24 protein-coding genes and 1 rRNA gene are annotated in these 21782 nt (G+C 33.1%); 5 read left to right on the forward strand and 20 right to left on the reverse strand.

All coding sequences use genetic code 11. The features are described 5' to 3' along the window. A 16S ribosomal RNA gene (locus ER639_RS08035) occupies positions 1-71 on the reverse strand; the annotation flags it as partial. Between the two features lie 597 nt (positions 72-668). Here ER639_RS08035 and ER639_RS08040 point away from each other — a divergent pair. Then, a complete protein-coding gene (locus ER639_RS08040; protein WP_129065273.1) occupies positions 669-1082 on the forward strand; it encodes a DUF2614 family zinc ribbon-containing protein in 414 nt (137 codons plus the stop codon). Positions 1083-1131: 49 nt separating this feature from the next. Here ER639_RS08040 and perR read toward each other — a convergent pair whose 3' ends face one another. The 3 genes from perR to ER639_RS08055 form a co-directional block, all read right to left on the reverse strand. Next, a complete protein-coding gene (gene perR / locus ER639_RS08045) occupies positions 1132-1584 on the reverse strand; it encodes a peroxide-responsive transcriptional repressor PerR (RefSeq protein WP_129065274.1) in 453 nt (150 codons plus the stop codon). Positions 1585-1687: 103 nt separating this feature from the next. Beyond that, complete coding sequence (locus ER639_RS08050) at positions 1688-2635, reverse strand: NAD(P)-dependent oxidoreductase (RefSeq protein WP_129065275.1); 948 nt, start codon at positions 2633-2635, stop codon at positions 1688-1690. 11 nt (positions 2636-2646) lie between these two features. Next, positions 2647-3111 carry a peroxiredoxin gene (locus ER639_RS08055; RefSeq protein WP_129065276.1) on the reverse strand — a complete coding sequence of 155 codons (465 nt, stop codon included), beginning with the start codon at positions 3109-3111 and terminating at the stop codon, positions 2647-2649. An 81-nt stretch (positions 3112-3192) separates the two neighbouring features. On the opposite strand from ER639_RS08055, the gene ER639_RS08060 reads away from it, so the two are divergent. Together ER639_RS08060 and ER639_RS08065 are read left to right on the forward strand one after the other, a co-directional pair. After that, entirely contained in the window at positions 3193-4491 is a 1299-nt protein-coding gene (locus ER639_RS08060) for a glutamate-1-semialdehyde 2,1-aminomutase (protein WP_129065277.1), read from the forward strand. Between the two features lie 45 nt (positions 4492-4536). Next, positions 4537-5622 (forward strand): FUSC family protein, encoded by a 1086-nt coding sequence (locus ER639_RS08065; protein ID WP_129065278.1) that lies wholly within the window; start codon positions 4537-4539, stop codon positions 5620-5622. A 15-nt stretch (positions 5623-5637) separates the two neighbouring features. On the opposite strand, the gene ER639_RS08070 is transcribed toward ER639_RS08065, so the two are convergent. The 4 genes from ER639_RS08070 to mutY all read right to left on the reverse strand — a co-directional run bounded on the left by ER639_RS08070 (position 5638) and on the right by mutY (position 9820). Beyond that, entirely contained in the window at positions 5638-6240 is a 603-nt protein-coding gene (locus tag ER639_RS08070) for a DNA-3-methyladenine glycosylase (RefSeq protein ID WP_129065279.1), read from the reverse strand. Between the two features lie 119 nt (positions 6241-6359). Continuing rightward, the gene (locus tag ER639_RS08075) at positions 6360-8102 is read right to left on the reverse strand and encodes an ABC transporter ATP-binding protein (protein WP_129065280.1); all 1743 of its coding nucleotides are present in this window, start codon (positions 8100-8102) and stop codon (positions 6360-6362) included. 58 nt (positions 8103-8160) lie between these two features. Beyond that, on the reverse strand, positions 8161-8712 hold the full coding sequence (gene ntdP / locus ER639_RS08080) for a nucleoside tri-diphosphate phosphatase (protein WP_129065281.1): 552 nt from the start codon (positions 8710-8712) through the stop codon (positions 8161-8163). A gap of 73 nt (positions 8713-8785) precedes the next feature. Then, positions 8786-9820, reverse strand: a complete 1035-nt coding sequence (gene mutY, locus ER639_RS08085) for an A/G-specific adenine glycosylase (RefSeq protein WP_240664014.1) — start codon at positions 9818-9820, stop codon at positions 8786-8788. A gap of 77 nt (positions 9821-9897) precedes the next feature. Here mutY and ER639_RS08090 point away from each other — a divergent pair, with 77 nt between their 5' ends. Further along, complete coding sequence (locus ER639_RS08090) at positions 9898-10881, forward strand: metal-dependent hydrolase (protein WP_129065282.1); 984 nt, start codon at positions 9898-9900, stop codon at positions 10879-10881. Positions 10882-10958: 77 nt separating this feature from the next. On the opposite strand, the gene ER639_RS08095 is transcribed toward ER639_RS08090, so the two are convergent. From ER639_RS08095 to ER639_RS12280, 8 genes are all read right to left on the reverse strand, one after another. After that, positions 10959-11732, reverse strand: a complete 774-nt coding sequence (locus ER639_RS08095) for a hypothetical protein (protein ID WP_129065283.1) — start codon at positions 11730-11732, stop codon at positions 10959-10961. A gap of 8 nt (positions 11733-11740) precedes the next feature. Further along, entirely contained in the window at positions 11741-13261 is a 1521-nt protein-coding gene (locus ER639_RS08100) for an ATP-binding cassette domain-containing protein (protein WP_129065284.1), read from the reverse strand. A gap of 10 nt (positions 13262-13271) precedes the next feature. Then, the gene (locus ER639_RS08105) at positions 13272-13592 is read right to left on the reverse strand and encodes a YfhH family protein (protein ID WP_129065285.1); all 321 of its coding nucleotides are present in this window, start codon (positions 13590-13592) and stop codon (positions 13272-13274) included. Next, complete coding sequence (gene recX, locus ER639_RS08110) at positions 13585-14382, reverse strand: recombination regulator RecX (RefSeq protein ID WP_129065286.1); 798 nt, start codon at positions 14380-14382, stop codon at positions 13585-13587. Before recX ends, ER639_RS08105 begins: the two co-directional genes overlap by 8 nt. A gap of 54 nt (positions 14383-14436) precedes the next feature. Then, complete coding sequence (locus ER639_RS08115; RefSeq protein WP_129065287.1) at positions 14437-15159, reverse strand: glycosyltransferase; 723 nt, start codon at positions 15157-15159, stop codon at positions 14437-14439. A 150-nt stretch (positions 15160-15309) separates the two neighbouring features. After that, positions 15310-15828 (reverse strand): type 1 glutamine amidotransferase domain-containing protein, encoded by a 519-nt coding sequence (locus tag ER639_RS08120; RefSeq protein ID WP_129065288.1) that lies wholly within the window; start codon positions 15826-15828, stop codon positions 15310-15312. Positions 15829-15950: 122 nt separating this feature from the next. Then, on the reverse strand, positions 15951-17327 hold the full coding sequence (gene rlmD, locus ER639_RS08125) for a 23S rRNA (uracil(1939)-C(5))-methyltransferase RlmD (RefSeq protein WP_129065289.1): 1377 nt from the start codon (positions 17325-17327) through the stop codon (positions 15951-15953). Between the two features lie 9 nt (positions 17328-17336). Then, complete coding sequence (locus tag ER639_RS12280) at positions 17337-17495, reverse strand: SE1561 family protein (RefSeq protein WP_164993397.1); 159 nt, start codon at positions 17493-17495, stop codon at positions 17337-17339. 169 nt (positions 17496-17664) lie between these two features. Between ER639_RS12280 and yfkAB the strand changes: the two genes are divergently transcribed. Next, positions 17665-18798 carry a radical SAM/CxCxxxxC motif protein YfkAB gene (gene yfkAB, locus ER639_RS08130; RefSeq protein WP_129065290.1) on the forward strand — a complete coding sequence of 378 codons (1134 nt, stop codon included), beginning with the start codon at positions 17665-17667 and terminating at the stop codon, positions 18796-18798. Between the two features lie 467 nt (positions 18799-19265). Here the strand turns inward: yfkAB and ER639_RS08135 are convergent, their stop codons facing one another. The 4 genes from ER639_RS08135 to ER639_RS08145 form a co-directional block, all read right to left on the reverse strand. Beyond that, positions 19266-19781 carry an acyl-CoA thioesterase gene (locus tag ER639_RS08135; protein WP_129065291.1) on the reverse strand — a complete coding sequence of 172 codons (516 nt, stop codon included), beginning with the start codon at positions 19779-19781 and terminating at the stop codon, positions 19266-19268. Positions 19782-19883: 102 nt separating this feature from the next. Continuing rightward, positions 19884-20057: a hypothetical protein gene (locus tag ER639_RS12285; protein ID WP_164993398.1), complete on the reverse strand. Its 174-nt coding sequence runs from the start codon at positions 20055-20057 to the stop codon at positions 19884-19886. A gap of 75 nt (positions 20058-20132) precedes the next feature. Beyond that, entirely contained in the window at positions 20133-21362 is a 1230-nt protein-coding gene (locus tag ER639_RS08140; RefSeq protein ID WP_129065292.1) for an aminopeptidase, read from the reverse strand. A 33-nt stretch (positions 21363-21395) separates the two neighbouring features. Further along, positions 21396-21593: a DUF1128 domain-containing protein gene (locus ER639_RS08145; protein WP_129065293.1), complete on the reverse strand. Its 198-nt coding sequence runs from the start codon at positions 21591-21593 to the stop codon at positions 21396-21398. Positions 21594-21782 lie beyond the last annotated feature (189 nt).

The raw sequence follows: 21782 nt of genomic DNA on the forward strand, positions 1-21782 counted from the left end.
GTTCGCTCGACTTGCATGTATTAGGCACGCCGCCAGCGTTCATCCTGAGCCAGGATCAAACTCTCCATGAAAGATTGCTTGATATAAGCTCTTGATTGGTTAAGCCAATCACTCTTTGGGAGTGAACCAAGTTCACTCAAATTATTGGAATTAACGTTGACATATTGTCATTCAGTTTTCAATGTTCATTTTTGTTGCTACAAGAAACAATTTTATCAGGTTCAAAACCTTTGGTCAAGCTTTATTTTGAAGAAGTTTTACACTCTTTCATTTCGCTTGTTGTTATCTCGTTGCTGCCTTATAAATATTACTAGCTTTGAAAGTGTTTCGCAAGTGTTACTTTTACACTTTTGAAATTCTTTTTTTAAGCTCGTTTCGGCTATTTTGTTCACGTCGTTTTGACGACTTTTATATAATATCAAGTCCCACAATTTTGGTCAATACTTTTTACTAAACTTTTTTTATAAACTTCTATATTTTATTTTTCTTCTATTATATGCATTTTTAAAATTTCTTATGGTTGTTTTTTATTCATAAATAGCGTGTGTTACTCATTACACTTGAGCGTTATATTTACACAAACAATGCATTTGAATAAATAAAGTAGACTCACCATCTTTTGTGTAATTATGTTATAATCTCATTTGAAGTTATGAGGAGATGATCATATGAAATTGTTTAACCGAAAGCCACAAAGTAAAATTAATCGTATTCGTTCATGGGCACTTGGTCTTATTTTTATAGGTTTTATTTTAATGTACATCGGTGTATGTTTAATGTATTTCTTTAAATCACCTGTTATTTTAGGCATATTTATTATTATTGGAATGATCATGTTATTGTTTAGTTTGGTCGTATACTTCTGGATTGGTATGTTCTCCATGAAAACCATTCAAGTCAGATGTCCAAATTGTGAAAACTATACTAAAATGTTAGGTCGTGCTGACATATGTACGCACTGTAATCAGCCACTAACACTTGATCCCGATTTAGAAGGAAAAGCATTTGATCAAGACTATAACAACAAACGTAAAAGTAAAGCATTAGAAGAAAAAGAAAAATCACATGATTTAACGAAATAATAAGCCCAAAAAAAGAGAAACGACATTGACGTCGTTTCTCTTTTTGTTTTTATTTTTTCTTTTTACTTTGACATTCAGGACAAATACCGTAAATCTCCATGCGGTGATGTGTTACTGCATAGCTTGTAATATGTTCAGCGATACTTTCAACTTCATCTAATCTCGGATAATGGAAATCTGAAATCTTACCACATTCACTACAAATGATATGATAATGATTTGAATTATCAAAATCGAATCGACTCGCTGCATCTCCATAAGTGAGTTCTTTAATCAGGCCAGTCTCTTTGAACACCTTTAAATTATTGTATACTGTGGCAACACTCATATTACTGAATTGTGATGCCAATGCCTTATATATTTCATCAGCTGTAGGATGTGTGTGATGTTCGATTAAATATTGAAGTACGGCTTGTCTTTGTGGTGTTATACGCACACCTGTTTCACGTAACGTCTTTATAGCATCTTGTAATTGTTCTTCATGCGTATATTCTACTGCCATCACTTCACCTACTTTCATTCTTAATACATTTATATTACAGTGAGTATCCATTCAATGTCAATTGTCTTGTTTATAATCATTATTATTTAGTATTGATTATCTCCTAATAACCGGCTTCTAAATTTACAAGATTTTTAAATGCTTGTTTATTTTCTATACCTAAATCGAGATTAAACTCAAAGATTTCAGTTGCTCGGGTATTATAATGTTGACTTAGACCTGTAATATGCGGCGTCATGATTATATTTTTCAATGTATATAAATCATTTTCAGGTGAAAGTGGCTCATTTTCATACACATCTATAGCAGCTTTTCTAATAATATTATTTTTTAAGACATCTACAAGTACCTTTTCTTCAACAATTGATCCTCGACCAACATTGATAAACAACGCTTCGTCTCCCATTGCCTCAAAATCTTGTTTACTTATCAAATGGAAAGTATCCTTTGTTTCTGGTAATACGTTAACGATGATATTGGATTTTTTAAAGGCCGTTTGTCTATCATCGGTCGGATATGTTTCATCAAAACTATCTACTGCTCTACCATCTGTATTAACCCCAATAACATGCATGTCAAATGCTTTGCACTTTTGTGCCGCAGCTTGCGCGATTTGACCTGTCCCTAAGAAACAGATCGTTTCATTGAAAAGTTCTTTATGTCTAATTTTCGTTTGATAACCTTTTTCTTGTTGCAATTCATAAAAATCAATTACCGATTTATAATCCGTCATAATGTATGACATGATGTATTCTGAAATTTGTATTTTGTGTACACCTTTCGCATTCGTTAAGATAATGTCTCTTGATTTAATGTAATCTAATGGTAAATGATTCACACCTGCAGCATACCAAGCAATCCATTTTAAGTTTTTGCATGATTTAAGGAATTTTTCATCAACTTTATTATCATACGAAATCAGAATTTCGACATTCTCTTTATCTTTGTCTGTTAGTTCATCTAGTTTGCACTGTTTAAATTGGTGGTTTGGAAACTTATGTTTTAAATCATCTAGTATATTCCCTAACTTTACTGTAGAAATAATATACATGAATACACCTCTTATTCGTGTGTTTCTAGCACTTGCTTTATCGCTTCAATTTGTGTTTTGACTTTCACTTGATCAAATATTGCCATAATCTTATTTTCTTCGTCTAAAATAATCGTTGTTCTTACAATACCCTTACTCTCTTTGCCAAAAACTTTTTTAAGGCGATAAACTTCAATCGATTCACTGTATTTATAATCTTCATCAACAAGTAAATCGAATTTTAAATCATATTTTTTGATAAAATTTTGATGCTTTTTCTCTGAATCACTACTTACTCCATACACTTTAACACCAAGTTCATTAAACATATCTAAATGGTTATTAAAATCACAAGCTTGATCTGAACACGTAGGTGTATTGTCTTTCGGATAAAAATACAATACTGTTTTACTCCCTAAAAGAGAGTGACTTGTCACCGCTTCTCCATTTTGATTCTTCATCACAAAATTAGGTAATTGTTCACCAATCCTTAACATATTCATAACACTCCTTTTAAATTTGTCTTCACTTTATGATAGTATAGAATACGAAAACACTACAAGAAAGAGGGCCTATTTATGAATTTTACAAATTCTGAAATAATTCAAAAAGACGCAAATGAATATATATTAGGAGGTGTCAACTCACCTTCTAGAAGTTATAAAGCAGTTGGAGGCGGTGCACCTGTTGTAATGGAACGTGGTGAAGGTGCTTATTTCTACGACGTTGATGGTAACAAGTACATTGACTATTTAGCAGCATATGGTCCAATTATTACCGGACACGCACATCCACATATTACTGAAGCCATTAAACGTGCAGCTGAAAACGGTGTATTATATGGTACACCAACAACGCATGAAGTTAAATTTGCAAAAATGTTACGTGAAGCCATTCCAAGTTTAGAAAAAGTCCGCTTTGTTAACTCTGGTACTGAAGCTGTCATGACAACAATTCGTGTCGCTCGTGGTTTTACTAATCGTGATAAAATCATTAAATTTGCTGGTTGTTACCATGGGCATTCAGACTTAGTATTAGTTGCTGCTGGTAGTGGTCCATCACAATTAGGTACTCCTGATTCAGCAGGTGTTCCAAAAAGTGTTGCACAAGAAGTGATTACAGTACCTTTTAATGATATTGATTCATTTAAAGAAGCGATTAACCACTTCAGTGATCAAATCGCAGCAGTTTTAGTAGAACCGATTGTTGGTAACTTTGGTATCGTAGAACCTGCGCCAGGATTTTTAGAAGCTGTGAATGAAATAGCACATGCAAACGGCACTTTAGTCATTTATGATGAAGTCATTACTGCATTTAGATTCTGCTATGGTGGTGCACAAAATATGCTTGGTGTGACACCTGACTTAACAGCTTTCGGTAAAATTATCGGTGGTGGATTACCAATCGGAGCATATGGCGGACGTCAAGACATTATGGAAAGTGTTGCACCACTAGGCCCAACATATCAAGCGGGTACGATGGCAGGTAACCCTTTAAGTATGCAAGCTGGTATTGCATTACTTGAAGTGATTCAACAACCTGGCGTTTATGAAAAACTTGATGAGCTTGGTGAAATGTTAGAAACGGGTATGCTTGAATTAATTAAAAAATACAACATTAAAGCGACAATCAATCGTCTTAAAGGCGCATTAACGATTTACTTTACAGATGAAAAAGTAAGCAATTATGAACAAGCTGAAAACACAGATGGAGAAATCTTTGCGAAGTTCTTTAAATTAATGTTGAACCAAGGTATTAACTTAGCACCTTCTAAATATGAGGCATGGTTCTTAACAACAGAACATACTAAAGAAGATATTGAAAAGACTTTAGTCGCAGTTGAAAACGCATTTAAATCTCTTTCACTTGAAAAATAACCAGTAACATTGTATAAGTGTACTATCAATAATTAGGAGCGTTATATGAAATTAGGTGCCAGAATACTCAAAACAGGAATCGCAATTGTACTTGCTTTATTTTCAGCATCGTTTATTGATGCACCAGGCGGCATTGTCGCAGGCATTTCAGCGTTATTCGCGATGCAACCTTCAGTGTATAAATCATACAGAACCATCATAGAGCAATTGCAAGGTAATACTATCGGTGCATTACTCGCCATTTTAATGGTACACTTCTTTGGTTTTAATATATTAATATCAGGTTTGACATCAATCATCTTGATATCGTTATTACTCAAATTAAATTTATCTAATGTTGTTGGGCTCGCCGTGGTGACGCAACTGATCATTATGGATGCTCATGATGGTAATTTTTATACGACAGCATTATTAAGGTTCTCATTTGTTATGATTGGTGTTTTAAGTGCATTTGTTGTAAATACACTGTTCTTACCACCAAAGTTTGAAACGAAAATGTATGTTAACTGTTTAAATATTTGTGGTGATATCTTTAAATGGATTCGTCTTGAAATCAATGGAACGACTGAATATCACGTCGTAAAAAGAGATTTAGATGACATTAAATCTCGTATTGAAAAGCTAGAAACACAATTTTCTTTGTATAAGGAAGAACGTGCGTATACGAAAAGACGTGCATTAAGAAATACACGAAAAAAAATATTATTTAAAGAAATGATACGTTCAACACGTAGGGCTTATGACGTATTAAGAAAGTTAAATCGCTATGAAAATGACGTGTTAAATTTACCAGAAGAATTAAAAATCCAAATTAAATTTGAGTTAGATGAGTTAATGACGCACCATGAAGAAATATTAATGCGTGTCACTGAAAAAATCCCTAATACAAAATTGGAAGATCACTCATTAATTCGAGTGTATAAAATCAATTTGATCGATGCTTTTTTAGTAGAGCTTAGAAAAGATGAATCTGACGTTGAATACAATAAAGAACACATCTTCCAAGTACTTGGTGCAATGTTTGAATATCGCGAACAATTGCAACATTTAGATCGTTTATCTCACAGTTTCTACAAATACCATAAAGACGATAGAAAAATTAATATTACTAATGAAAACTTGGATTTATAAAAATAACGGCTGGGCTTATGCCCAGCCGTTATTTTCATCTATTATTACTTTATCTTTAGATACAAATGGATTCCCTGCAACGGTAAATCGATATAAATAATCCACTGCTTCTTCTTTATTGTCGATACCAATACGTTTACTACTTATTATCGCTTTTGGTACTTTACCCAATTGTAATTGAATCGCATCTTCATTCAATCGTTTACCATTATGTAAGTCTCTTTTTACACCTAAACATTGTGTCAGTTTACCTGGCCCATTAGATAAATCAGTACTTCTACCCCTTCTTTGTTCCATTTCACATATACCTATATGCGGTTCAATCGCACGAATCAATACACCTTCAGGCGTTTGTGCGTCTTTAGTAATAAAGTTCATACAATGATGTCCATGCATTGTATAAACATATATGCCACCGAAATCGCGATACATCATTTCATTTTTCTTAGTACGTTTACCTTGGTACGTATGTGCAGCTTTATCATGAACACCAAGGTACGCTTCTGTTTCAGTAATGTAGCCACTCGTAACAACACCATCAATCGTCGTAATGATTTCCATCCCTAATAAAGCTTTCGCCGCTTCTATTGTATCCCTTTTTAAAAATGATAAATCCATGAATGCCCTCCTAAAAAAGAAGTTGAGACATCATTTGATGTCTCAACCTTGATTTTGTCCCGTCCTCTTATCAGCGGTTCAAAAGCAACTCTGAACGCTTTTGTCCCGTACTCTCATACTTAATCTTCTAAATGCTGTATTGTATATAAGTTGTAGTATTCATGTTGATTGTTCATTAACTCTTGATGTGTACCCATTTCTTTAATTTCACCATTTTGAATAACCACTATTTTATCAGCATGTGTAATCGTTGATAAACGGTGTGCAACAATCACAGTTGTTCGGTCTTTAGACAATGTCTCTAAAGCTTCTTGAATAACTGCTTCACTTTCTAAATCAAGTGCACTTGTCGCTTCATCTAAAATTAAAATTGGTGGATTTTTTAAGAATACACGAGCAATTGCTACACGTTGTTTTTGTCCACCAGATAATTTCACACCACGTTCACCGACTTCTGTATCGTAGCCAGCAGGCAGACTCATAATAAAGTCGTGTGCATTAGCAAGCTTCGCAGCGTAAATCATTTCTTCTTCAGTTGCTTCAGGCTTACCTAATAAAATATTTTCTCTAATCGATTCTGAAAATAAAATATTATCCTGCATCACCATACCGATTTGATTTCTTAAACTTTCAATCGTAAAGTCTTTAATTGGTGTTTCATCTATTAATATTTCACCACTTGTCACATCATAAAAACGAGGAATCAAACTGATCATAGTTGATTTACCACCACCACTCATCCCAACAAATGCAACGGTTTCTCCAGGATTAATTTTTAAATTAATATCGTGTAATACTTCTTGGTCTTCTTCATTATATTTGAAACCAACTTGTTTAAATTCTATTTCCCCATTCGTTACTTTCACTGGTCTTGCAGTTGGTGTATCTTCAATATCATAAATTTCATCAAACAAGTGGAACATTCTATCCATTGATGCCAAACTTTGTGTAAGTGTCGTTGATGATGAAACAAGTCGACGTAATGGGCCGTATAAACGGTCAAGGTATGCGATAAAAGCAGCTAAACTACCTACAGTTAATCCATCTCCGATAACTAAATATGCACCAAAACCGACAACCAATAATGGTCCAATATCTGTTACCGTATTAATGACCGCAAAACTTTTCGCGTTCCATTTCGTATGTGCTAATGCTTTATTAAAGAAATTTTGGTTACGCTTGTTAAAGCGTTTCGCTTCATGATTCTCAATTGCGAAACTTTTTATTACTGTCATCCCTTGTACACGTTCATGTAAATATCCTTGCACCTCTGCAAGACTTTGCGAACGTTCGCGTGTTAACCTTCTTAAATTGCCAAAGAAGTAATACACCGAAAAGATATAAAACGGAAATACAATTAACGAAATCAAGGTCAGCTTTACATCCATCGTAAACATGATGACAAGTGCAATTATGATTGTTACTAAATCTAACCAAACATTCATTAATCCCGTCACAATAAAGTCTTTTGTAGATTCCACATCATTAATCACTCGAGAGATGACTTCTCCAACTTTATTGTTGGCATAAAACTTCACACTTAACTTTTGTAAATGTGCATATAATTTTTTTCGAATATCATATAAAATTTTATTACTCGTCCATTGCGCTAAATATTGTCTGTAATATTCAACAGGCGGACGAATCACCACAAAGATAAAGCCGAACAATAAGAGTGCATGCACTAAAGCATCTTTTTTCTCTTGTACGGATAAACTATTATTATTAATAACATCATCGATAACATATTTAATCAATAATGGAATTAATAATGGAATTCCAAACTTTAATATCCCAACAATGATGGTTAATACGATTAACCATGAATAGGGTTTTACAAATTGCATATAGCGTTTTAACATATTGTCACCTAACTTTTTTAAAATAAGAAACGAGGAAAAGACAATGTCTTACCTCGAATCAATCTTCCATTATTCTTTTTTGCAAATGAAATCTTTCTTGCCAAACTTTAATGAAGTCCGGCGCAAACGGTCCTTTTTTTCTCTCAATCCACTGTTGCAAAATATCAACGTTTTTTCTAAGGATATAATCGATATCTTTAGGATAATTCATTTGTTTCATATGTTGTTCATATTCATCTTCATCAAGTAAATGATATTTTCCATTAGGATATACTTTAATATCAAGGTCATAATCGATATACTTAATCGCTTCTGTATCATAAACAAACGGTGAAGAAAGATTGCAATAATAATAAATACCATCTTCACGAAACATACATATTACATTAAACCAATACTCAGCATGAAAATAAACAATGGCTGGTTCACGAGTGATCCATGTTCTACCATCGCTTTCCGTTACTAATGTTCGATTATTCCCTCCAATAATAACATGATTAGTCCCCTTTAAAATCGTTGTTTCCGACCAGACACGATGAATCTTGCCATTATGTTTATAACTTTGAATTTGTACGTTCTGGCCTTCTTTTGGTATGGATTCTTTGACCATATTCCACACCACCTATGATTTATTTTACTTTTACATTATAGCACAACTTAAGTGGTAATAAACGGATTTAATCTTAAAGCGATGATAAATAACGTTCATAAATTTTATTCATAGATGTTGGGAAAGTTAATTGTGATTTTTCCTCACGACTCATCCAATGTTGTGAAGCTTTTTTCTTATCATTGGTATGTGCAATATATACGGTTAAATGCCATGTTAAATGAGTGAATTGATGCTTTAAAGTCATGAGTGGCTCATTGAATAATGTAAGTGACATATCCAATTGAGATTCAACATTGGATATATGGGTTTCAGTGTCAAACATTGGAAATTGAAACATAGATGCTAACAATCCATCAGGTCTTCTTTCAATCAAAAGTTCACCATCATTTTCTATCAAATATACATCATAATGTTCCACACGCTTTTTAATTTTTTTGAGTTTAACAGGGCGTTCTAAAACATTCCCCACTTCAAAGCTTTCACAATGTTGTTGAACTGGACATAGCATGCACAACGGTTTCTTCGGCGTACAAATAACAGCTCCTAATTCCATAAGCGCTTCATTAAAATCTCCCGCTGCTTCAGGCATGTCCTCAAGCACTTTTTCTTCAAAATGCAGACGTGCTTTTGCACTAGCAATATCAAATGCGTCATTATCTAACCGAGAATAAACGCGATAAACATTCCCATCAACAGCTGGCAAAGGATGATTAAATGCAATACTCATCACCGCACCTTGTGTGTACGGCCCTACTCCTTTTAAATTTAAAAATTGTTTAGGATCGTTTGGTACTTGACCATTAAAGTCTTTGTGTACAGTTTGTACCGCTTCATAAAAGTTTTTAATACGCGAATAATAGCCTAAACCTTCCCAATATTTTCTGACTTCATCAATTGGCGTTTTTGCCAGGGATTCAATGGTCGGAAACCTTTCGATAAACCTATTGTAATAATTAATCACTGTTGCGACTTGCGTTTGCTGCAACATCACTTCTGATAACCAGATTTTATATGGATCATTGGTTTCTCGCCATGGCATTTGCCGTTTATTTTCATAAAACCATTGTAGTAAATCTTGACTTAATGTTTGTGAATTTCGTTTCAAAAAATATTACCTTCCTTTAAATGTTATTCGTATTGATTATTAAAAAATCTTGATATAATAGAATTGAGGTGAATGTTATGGACACTGCTACTCATGTTGTAATGGGTGTTGCGCTTGCGGGGTTTGCGACTATGGACCCAGCTGCTGTTGAAATGTATCCAGCTGTCGTTACTGCCGTAATGCTCGGTTCCCAAATACCAGATATTGATACCGTGCTTAAATTAAAAAACAATGCCGTTTATATCACACATCATCGCGGCATCACACATTCAATTCCATTTACATTGTTTTGGCCGATTGCATTGGTATTATTTGTTGCTTTAATGTTTCATGGTGTTAATATTAACTATTTACATTTATGGATGTGGGCACAACTCGCTGTATTTTTACATGTCTTTGTAGATATGTTTAATTCTTATGGCACGCAAGCAATGCGTCCATTTACAAAGAAATGGATTCAAATCGGTATTATTAATACGTTTGACCCAATTATTTTCGTTGGCCATCTTCTTGCCATTTTTGCATGGTACTTAGGTGTTCATCCAAAATGGTGTTTCATAACTTTATATATTTTACTCGTTGTATACTATATCATTAGACGCACATTACAACAATCGATTAAGAAACGTGCATTAAATTTGATTCCAAAAAATGAACACGTCATTAAAACATTTGTTGCACCTACTATGCGTTTTTTTGAATGGCGTGTTGCTATTCAAACCGATCAATATGATTATATAGGTCGTAGTTATAAAACTTCTGTTAACTTTAGTGATAAATTTAAACGTACGCCTTTTCCAACTGAAGCGATAATGGCATATGCTAAACACGATAATAATTTAAAAGCATTTTTAAGATTTAGTTCAATATACCGTTGGACTGTTGTACCAACAAACAATGGTACAGAATTAAGATTCATTGATTTACGCTATTTAAAGGATGGCCATTATTCATTTGTTGCCATATTAAATTTAGATGATTTAAATCATGTTACTCACAGTTATACGGGGTGGGTATTTTCAGAAGAAAAATTACAAAAAAAGCTATTCAAACCAACTTAAAAGAGAGGAAGACAATCCTATGATAAAGATTGTCTTCCTCTCTTTCATGTTAATAATAGCAATTGATTCACTAATTTTTACTGCTTATTCACGTTTATTTCATCTTTTAACAATTCATAAATATAATTAAACCAAATATAGATAAATGCCAATTCAATCCAAAAAATAAGATGACTTGGTATATTATAAAATGCCGAACTTCCTAATACAACAGACTCTTGAAATCCATTCACTACAAAATAAAATGGATTTAATCTCAGTAAGTTCACAAGTATTTCAGGCACATTTGAAGGCACCCATAATATTGGTAAACTTAAAAATAAAACAACTAAAGTCCCAATCACAAACCATTTCATATTTTTACGAATATGCATCGTCAAAGCAAATAATGTGCAGATTGGGATTAACAATAACATCGTCAACACTATGAAATATACTATTCCCCAAAAACTCATCTCTACATCAATTTGATTTGAGAGGCGTATCCATTGTAAAAGTATGAACGATACAAAAAACAATACAAAGAAATTAATGATTTGTACATTAGATAAAATATAGATTGGAATATTTGAAATGTTTAACAAAAATCCTCTTGCTTTAATTTTTAAACTAGAAAAATAAATTGCAGATGATATCCAAGCAAACATTAATAACCCTGAAAGTTGCCAAAGTCGCGTTGATTTATCAATTGGCAAACTAGAAGTTAAATTCAACAGTAAAAATACAAAACTGATTAATGCTAAGTTCACCACTAAATAAAGTGTATATAATTTTTTACTGTATCTTGATTCTAAACTTGCATTCTTTATGGTATATGGTAACTGTTTAAGACTATCAATTAATTCATTCATTTTCACACCTACATTTGGATATAAATCCATGTATTTTTCTTGAAATCCGCAACAATAAAGCCTTGTCCTACTTTCGAAATCCAATAATCATCTTTAATTTTATATTTATCTATCAGTTTCTTCTCATTCTTCATTGGGAAACTGAATGCATTCAATTCATTGTAATCATCAAAATGCAAATAAATATTATTTTTCGTTAATTTCACACTATAACGATCATTTGTTTCTGGATACAACTCTTTATTAATGGTTGCATGGCTTTTTCCTAAATAAGCATTAAAAAAGTCACGATAGTTTATATAATTATCGTATATATATGGTTCAAGTTCACTTAAAGTCACTTCATCATATAATGCTGCAGGGTTGATATAGACAATATTTTTCTTCGGTGTTGTATATGTCTTTTTATTTAAATCAAGACGGTACAATTGATCGTTGTATCCTGATATCGGAAATACTGTTCCATAAGGTACTTTAAAGTTTGTCGGCCCTTTAATGTCGTTATTGCCTAACATTAATGCATACGCATATTTGTCAGTAAATGTTGCACCTTCTTTTTTGAGAATACTTTGATCCTCATTAATGACTTGTCTTTCAGAAACGCCGATGCCATTAATCATTAATACAAATGCCAAAAGCACAGCTGTCATCAACATAAATGAAACAAAAAATAAGCGTTGTATTTTTTCATCAATAATGGCATAACCATACTTTTCTTTTCTACTAAAGCCCGTAGAATCTTCTTTTGCATTAGCACGCTTCATTTTATAGTCTAAATCAAACAATTCACGTTCTTCATCAGTTCTACAGCTTTCATAATCTTTAATATAATTTTTATAAAGTGGTAAAACTTCTTTTGGTAACCCTGCTTTTCTAATTTGCCCATGTGATAACCAAGTAATATAGTTGGCTTTCTGTTCAATAAAGGATAACTCAGAATCCATTAAAACAATTGATTTTTGTTCTTTCACAAGTAAATCAATGACCATCGCAAATTTCTCTTTGAATGGTGCATCTAAATGGCGATATAAATCATCAAAAATAACGACTTCAGGTTTTAAGAAATAAGCAAGACTGATCATTAATTTTGACTTCTCAAAATCTGATAAATCGTTGTATGTTTTTGATGCATCCATTTCAGCAAATTCTAATACATGTTTGCGTTTTTCCTTTAATGAGGATTGTACATTGAATGCAATGAAAATCGTATCTAACAATTCATTTAAGGACGCATTGCTACCAAAAATGTGATTATGACTCGCTAAAAAAGTCGAATGCTCATTCTTCACTTTACCTTCAGATGGTGCAACAACTTTCGCCATTAATTTCCCGACGACTGATTTACCTGAACCCGGTAAACCCACTAAACCTAATACTTCACTACGATATAAGTGAATGGTGATGTTTTTTACTTCTATCGAGTGGTTTTGTGTTTTAGGTAAAATTAAATCACGTACTTTAGAAAAACCACTAACATTTCTAAAATATTTTGTTACATTGACTAGCCTTACTAAAATATCTTCAGACATAGCGGCCTCCTTATTTTAATTGCAATAATGCCACAGGAATTCCCTCTTCACTTAAATTTGAACCAAGTCTAAATCCCCAAGCAAATACACCTTTTATGCGTTCTACTTTAAAATATTGTTTCTCTGCACCAATGAGTGCATAAACCTTACCAATTTCAATTTGATTCGTATCAACAAGATAGCTCTCAGCAATAAGTGCTTTTCTTTGCCAAACTTCATACTCATTTACGATACCCATCATTTCTGCTTTACGTGCTTTTTCACGGTAGTTAGACACCACTTGTTGTAATTCATATGTATTCATTTCAATTAATTTTTTATCTTCACTCATCTTCCATGCCACTTTCTTTTAATGCGCTTTGTATTTGGTCATATTGAAACCCTTTACGCATCATTTGTTCAATTACTTTTTGATACAATGCTTTCCCTGTGTATTTACGACTTAATTTTGTTACTGATTTTTCAAGTTGTGCCATTAAAACACCATCTTGTTGTTCAACGAATACGTCTGCTAAATAGTCACTCACAATATCAAAATTATAACCTTTTTGATAGAAGGTTTGCATTAATTTTTGTTCTAACATGCGTTGTGATAATTTATGACTGTATTTCTTTTGGACTTTTTGAGCAATCTTAGTAATACGTTCAGCATCAATTGCATCAATAAATTTCGCTTTATACTTTTCGATTAAATCATGCTCAACGCCTAAACTTTTAAGTTCCGCTTCAAAATGATTTGGTCCTTTATCTGTTGTATTTAATAATGTGTTCATATAACTTAAACAATAATCCTCATGATTAATGTATTGATTTTTTATACAATAATCAATCGTTTGATGGATGTGATTTTCACTTACTTCGGCTTTATTTAAATATTGTCTTACTTCTTGCTCTGTTCTTTTCTTATAAGATAAATAATTTAAAGCAAGATTGATGGCGCGTCGATAATTATCATAATCTCCAATCGCTTGGAGCATATCATCCGTCAGTTCTTGTCCTTTCTTTAAATTATAAAAGACATAGGTAGCAGCATCTATTCCTGCAAAGAAATTGTTATCAATGTAAAGATTAAAACGATCTTTGTTATTTTTTTGGACTTCAATCTTTGTTATTTTATGCATAACTGCCTCCATAAAAAATAACGCTTCATTAAAGCGCTATTTTTGTTTATTCTATTATAACCCATTTAAACCATTATTATAATCAGATTGATTAATATAACCTTGATCAAGCATTTTCTTCAAAGTTGATTTCGTGCGACTGATTAAAGCACTATCTTGTTTATAATTTTCAACATCATATGTTGATGGTGCATTAATTGTAGATGCTAGCATTGCAGCTTCTAAAACTGTTAGTTGTTTGTAATATTGGTTTTGTATATGACTACTCGCTTTAAAATAATAATTCGCAGCATCTTCAATCGTATAATTATTATCTCCAAAATAAATGGTATTTAAATAATAACTCAAAATTTGATCTTTGGAATAATTGTTTTCTAATCGTTTAGCAACAACGATTTCTTGAATTTTTCGAGATAAGCTTTTCTCTTGAGAGAAATAATAATTTTTAACAAGTTGCTGGGTGATTGAACTGCCACCTTGTGACATTTCACCGTTTTTTAAACTCACAAAAAGTGCACGCATCGTACCAAACCAATCAACACCATCGTGTTTATAAAATCGTTTATCTTCAACAGCAACAAATGCATTTTTAACATACTTTTGCATATCTTTAGTCGCAACATAATTTTGTTTCGTTTCAATTTGTTGGACTTTATTAATATCGATAGTAGTCCCTTTATAAACATTAAAACCTATATATAATACGAGTATCAGTAATGGAATGAGTAGGATTGATGCACAACCAAAACACCCAAAACCTCGCTTTCTTCTTTTCAAAATGTATGCACCTCTTTCTTACATACATATTACCACTACGTTGTTTTGTTTTGTATTTTAAATGATAGAAATAGTAAAAAATCCGTCTTAAGATGTATCAAAACCAAATCAAAAAACCAGCTGATAAATATCAGCTGGCTAATCATATATTTATTTCAATAAAGCGAGTGCTTCACGGTTAAAGTCTGGAAGATCGTCTGGTGTACGTGATGTTACAATATTGCTGTCTACTACGACAGATTCATCTACTACTGTTGCACCAGCATTCTCTAAATCTTTACGGATTGAAAGATAACTTGTCAATTTCTTACCTTTTAATAAATCAGTATCAATTAACAATTGTGGTCCGTGACAAATTGCAAATACTGGTTTTTCTTTTTCTACAAAAGCTTTTGCAAATGTACCAAAACGACCTTGTTCATCACCACGTAATAAATCCGGTGAGAAACCACCAGGAATAAGCAATGCATCAAAATCTTCAGGTTTCACATCATTGATTGCTTTATCAATCGTTACTTCAGTATTGTCTTTTTTACCTTTAACCGTACTGCCAGCTTCTTTACCGATAACAGTCACATCATGACCTTCTTTTTTAAACGCCTCTACTGGGCTTGTATATTCTGAGTCTTCAAATAAATTTTCTAATACTACTGCGATTTTCTTAGTCATAATATTCATTCCTCCTAAAATCGTTATAGTATTATTTACCCTTCTTAAATATCGTAAAACATTGCTGCTTGAAAATGCATATAAGAAAAGACTAGAACAATCGTCCTAGTCTCTTCATTTTATTAACCTAATCTTCTTTTACGAACTAATCTCACAACTGCCTCTACTTGAGCAGTATGCGGGAACATATCAACAGGTTGAATGTATTCTACTGTAAATGCTTTCGTTAAATGTGCTAAATCCTTTGCTAAAGTTGATGGATTACAACTTGTATAAACGAAAGTTTTCGGTTTAATTTCATTGATTAATTGTATTGTTTCTTTATCTAAACCTGTTCTTGGTGGGTCAACAGTAATGACATCCGGATAGAATCCTGACTCAATCCATTCATGTAACTTTTCACTTGCTTCTCCAAGCTCGAATGTACAATTATCTTTGCCATTCATAGAAGCATTATAAATTGCATTAACAATGCCATCTTCATTCGTATCCATACCACGCACTTCTTTTGCACTATCTGCTAACCAAATACCAATCGTACCTGTACCACAAAACGCGTCTACAACTTGTTCTGAACCTTTTAAAGCTGCTGCTTTTTTAATTTCGTTATATAACACAACAGTTTGTTTTGGATTCAATTGGAAGAAACTTTCTGCTGATAAATCATAAATATGTTCTTCTAATTGTTCACGAATCGTATCACTACCGCCAATAACAATCGTTTCACGACCCATTACAATTGACGTTTTTTCTCTATTGATATTTAATGCAACACTTTTCACGCCTGGTAAACGTAAGACGCGTTCAGCTAATAAATCTTGTTTAAGAAGTTTTGCATCGTTCGTTACAAAGACCACTTGTATTTCACCGGTGCTTAATGCAACACGCGTCACAATATGACGCACACCACGGTCTTTTGTCGGATTTTTACAAACTGCAATGTTTAATTCTGACATGATCTTTTTAATTTCGTTTGTTGTGTTCATTGTGCGCTTATCTTGAACTAAACATTCATGTAAATCGATTAATTGGTTTGAACTCTCTTTGTATAATCCCGCGCGAATTTTGCGACCAGATTTTTCAACTGGGAACTGGTTTTTATTACGGTAATAGAATGGCGATGCCATACCTTTAACGTCTCTAATTTTATCTAATTTAATATGTGGTGCATATTTTGTAATCGCATCTTCTACAATTTGCTTCTTATACTTTAATTGCGCGTCATAATCTAAATGCTGTAATTGACAGCCACCACATAAATCAAATACTTTACAAGGTGCTTCAACACGCTCGTTTGATCTCTCTCTTATTTTTACAAGCTTAGCTTCAAGAAACTTAGGATTAACATTGGTTACTTGAGCAAGAATAACTTCACCAGGTAAAGCACCCTTTACAAAAGTAATCTTTCTTTTAAAATAACCAATTCCTTCTCCATTGATTCCTAAACGTTTAATGGTTAAAGGAAATTGTTGCCCTACTTTTACGAATATATCTGCCATATTTGCTCCTTAGTTTTTAATTGACTTCACTTTTTCTTCTAATTGATCTAATAAACTTAACCACTCATCAATATCATTGATGTCTGTTGTTTCTGGGTCTACCGATTCGATTGTCTCCATAAAGTCTGATAATTTTACTTTAATTTCTTCTAATGATTGTTTTGACATAGTCTTCTCCTTATTTACTTATCATTTGATAAGGTTTCATATTGTACTCATTATGAAGTACAATCCATTAATTTTCAATTGTTTTATCAGTAAAGATTTTTATTGAAGTTGACTAATTTATGATATGGTGGATAATGGTACATGAATAAAATTGAAAGAAGGATTTAATTTGTTACTTACGAAAAAACCAATCAGTATTACAAATGACCCATGGGAAGCGTATGAAGATGTAAAAGCATATGGGGAAACTAAACTGTCAAATATAGAATTTACAACGACGACTTTATGTAATATGAGATGTGCACATTGTGCCGTTGGATATACATTACAAGTAAAAGATCCAGAAGTCATGGATATGAACTTAATATTAAAACGTTTAGATGAAGTCGAACATTTAAAAACATTAAGTATTACAGGCGGAGAGCCGATGTTTTCGAAAAAATCGATAAAAGAAACGGTTACGCCTATTTTAGAGTATGCCAAATCACGTGGGATATATACGCAAATGAATTCCAACTTAACGATTGATTATAACCGTTATGAACCATTAATTGATTTAATTGATGTGATGCATATTTCTCATAACTGGGGCACAATCGATGAATTCGCAGAAGTTGGCTTTAAAGTGATGGAAAAACAACCACCTTTAAAAATGCGCTACAAACTTTATGAACAAATCATAGAGAACTCAAGAAAATTATCAGAAGCTGGTATGTTTGTATCTGCAGAAACGATGTTAAACAAAAGTACGATTCCATATTTAGAGAAAATACATAATGAAATCGTTCATGATATGAAATGTGCGAGACATGAAGTGCACCCAATGTATCCATCAGACTTCGCAAGCGATTTAAACATCTTATCTATAGAAGAAACAAAATCAACCATTCGCAAATTATTAACATTTCGTGATGAAGCAACTTGGATGTTATTTGGAACATTACCGATATTACCATGTTCAATGAACCCAGATGACTTAGCCTTCTTAGATGAAATTAATCAAGCTAATAACGTGACTGTACGAAATGATCCAGATGGCCGTTCTAGATTAAATGTCAATGTATTTACAGGTGATGTGATTGTAACAGATTTTGGTGATGAAACAGGTTCAATTGAGAATATTCATCATACTTCACTTCAAGACATTTATGACAAATGGAAACAATCAGCACTATACAAAACATTAAATTGTCATTGCCCAAGTGTGCAATGTCTAGGACCAAACTTATTAGTTAAAAATATGTATTATCCAGATGTGGACTTTAAAGCAAACGAAAAACGTATGCACATCACTCAGCCTTAGTTCAGTTTGCAGCTCATCTGATACTTACAATTGAGCTACAGATCCATCTGTGGCTCATCTGGTACTTACACTTGAGCTGCAGATCCATCTGTGGCTCATCTGTCACTCACACTTGAGCTGCAGATCCATCTGTGGCTCATCTGGTACTTACACTTGAGCTGCAGATTCATCTGTGGCTCGCCTGATACTTACACTTGAGCTGCAGATCCATCTGTGGCTCATCTGGTACTTACACTTGAGCTGCAGATTCATCTGTGGCTCATCTGCTACTTACACTTGAGCTGCAGATCCATCTGTGGCTCATCTGTCACTTACACTTGAGCTGCAAATCCATCTGTGGCTCATCTGTCACTCACACTTGAGCTGCAGACCCATCTGTGGCTCGCCTGGTACTTACACTTGAGCTGCAGATATAAAAAAATCCGAACATACGATATATCGTATGTTCGGATTTTTATTTTCATCGATTATTGAATCATTTTCGTAAAGTGCTCGACTAAAGCTTTTGTTTCATTGCGTGATGCTTTTCTTTGTTCGGCGCGTTTTGCACCTGTTTCGATGAGCCATGCTTCTTCTTCAGTTTCAGCAATAATCAAAGGCACTTCTGTTGGGCGTTGATCACTACCTAATGCTACAAATGTTAAGAAACTGATTGCAGCTAAAGTTTTCTCCGTTGTTAATGGGTTTTCTTTATATACTTTCGTACAAATTTCCATAGAAGATGTACCTGTATGTGTCACCATAGCTACTAAATTTAATATCTCTCCAGATCTGACCGGAGCTAAGAAATGCAATGCGTCAGATGATGCAGTAACTACCGGTCGTTCACTATGACGTGTTGCAGCAATCGATGCGATATCATCAATTTCCGCCATTAATTTTCCACCGAATAATGTATGATGATGATTTGTATGTCCTGGAAATATTTGTGTTGTTTTCGTGCTTTTTGAAGCTTGCATTGTCTTGGTTAATCGTTCTGTCATATTGAATTTCCTCTCTAAACTTGATTTCATCTAGAATTCATAGAAAAAAGGAACGAGATTAATCTCATTCCTACATACCAAAGTTATCAACTATATAGTTAATTAATGAACGTCATCTGCAAATACTTTTTTCTCTAACGCTTCTTCAGGCGTATCGATACGATCTGCTTCTTTTGAATCAAACGCATTTATTAAGAAATGCATAATTGTTGCTCCAATACCGAAAATTGCAAATACAAATGCAATTACGACTAGCCACATCATTGCTACTGACATGTTCATCCTCCTCAAAACCGTTAATAATATTACTATATCATTTTTATGACACAATTAAAATATCAATTTTTAATTTTAAAAAGCCCAGTTACCATTTGTAAAGATTGCTTCTTCTTGTCCATCTTCTGTAATACCAACAATATTTAATGTTGGTCCACCAATCATAAAGTCTTCATGTGTGATTGAACTATTTAATCCAACAGACTCTAATCCTGCTTCATCTAATGCTTTGCCGCCTTCTAAGCAGAATGGATAAGCTGCACCTAACGCTAAGTGGCATGAGGCATTTTCATCAAATAACGTGTTGTAGTATAAGATATTACTGTTTGAAATTGGTGAATCATGTGGTACTAATGCAACTTCTCCTAAATAAACTGCATTTTCATCCGTTTCTAATAATGCTTTTAACGTATCATACCCTACACGCGCTTCATATTCGACTACTTTTCCTTTTTCAAAAGTTAATTTAAAGTCATCGATGATGTTACTTGCATAGCTTAATGGCTTTGTACTTGATACATAACCATCCACTTCATATTTATGTGGAACGGTAAATACTTCTTCAGTAGGCATATTGGCCATAAAAGAAACACCATCTGAATTCACACTTGAAGCCCCACACCAAATATGACCTTTAGGTAATCCAATAGTTAAGTCAGTGCCTTCACCTTGGTATTTTATATAGCGGTATGCTTTCTTATTTAAGTAATCTGCTTTTTCATGTAAATTGTCATTATGTTGTTGCCATGCTGCTACAGGATCTTCATGATTCACTCGAACGGCTTCTAAAATTGCTTCAAGTAATCGATCAAATGCCGCTTCTTTCTCTAATTCAGGAAAAACCAATTGTGCCCATTCATATGATGGATAAGCTGAAACAGTCCAACTGAATTGATCTGTTTGCATCATTTTCATGTATTCGTTGTAAGCTTTACCGTAAGATTGCATATTTGCAGAAACCTTTTTAGGATCTGCCTCCTTTAAATTTTCAGGACTTACAGAAACAACAACTAATTGTGCCGCATTATCACGCGCATAAGTCATTCGCTCATCTACTAAATATTGTGGATGTGTTTCAAATGTTGATAAGTCACGGTACTTAAAGTTTAATTGCGTTAAAACATCATCAGTATATTGTACACGAACATCACTCGCCCCCGCTTTATATGCTTCTTCAACGACGATTCGAATAAATGGACTTGCATCAACTGACGCACGTACAAATACTTTTTGATCCTCTTGAACATTCATCCCCACTTTAACAAGTAATGTTGCATACTTTTGTAATTGCTCTTCTCGCTTCATTGATTTCTCCCCTTTGTCTATTGTTGTTTAATATTATTTGCGTAAATTACCGATTTCATCAGTAATTGCTGCCATTTCATTTGGTGAAAAATTTGATTTCTTTTGTACATAATCATATAAATCTTGTAAGTCTTCTAATTTATTATCATCAATATCATCTGGGTTAATTACACCGATATTAACTAATTTTAATTTTTCTGCAATACCGTTAATTAATGCTGCTTTATCCAAATTTAATCATTCCTTTTTCTCTTTTAAAAAATTTTATTCATCTTTGTATAACTTCTAATAATAAGAATATAATAGTCTGAATCATTTGTATACTTTTTATCTGTGCGTTTTAACACTATAAAGATTAAAATAAAAATTTTTAATTTCAAAGTTTAACACTGCTATACATTTGGGTATATAATAATTAAT

Origin of the sequence: Macrococcus sp. DPC7161, from assembly GCF_004117835.1 — a bacterium.
Taxonomy (GTDB): domain Bacteria; phylum Bacillota; class Bacilli; order Staphylococcales; family Staphylococcaceae; genus SDSC01.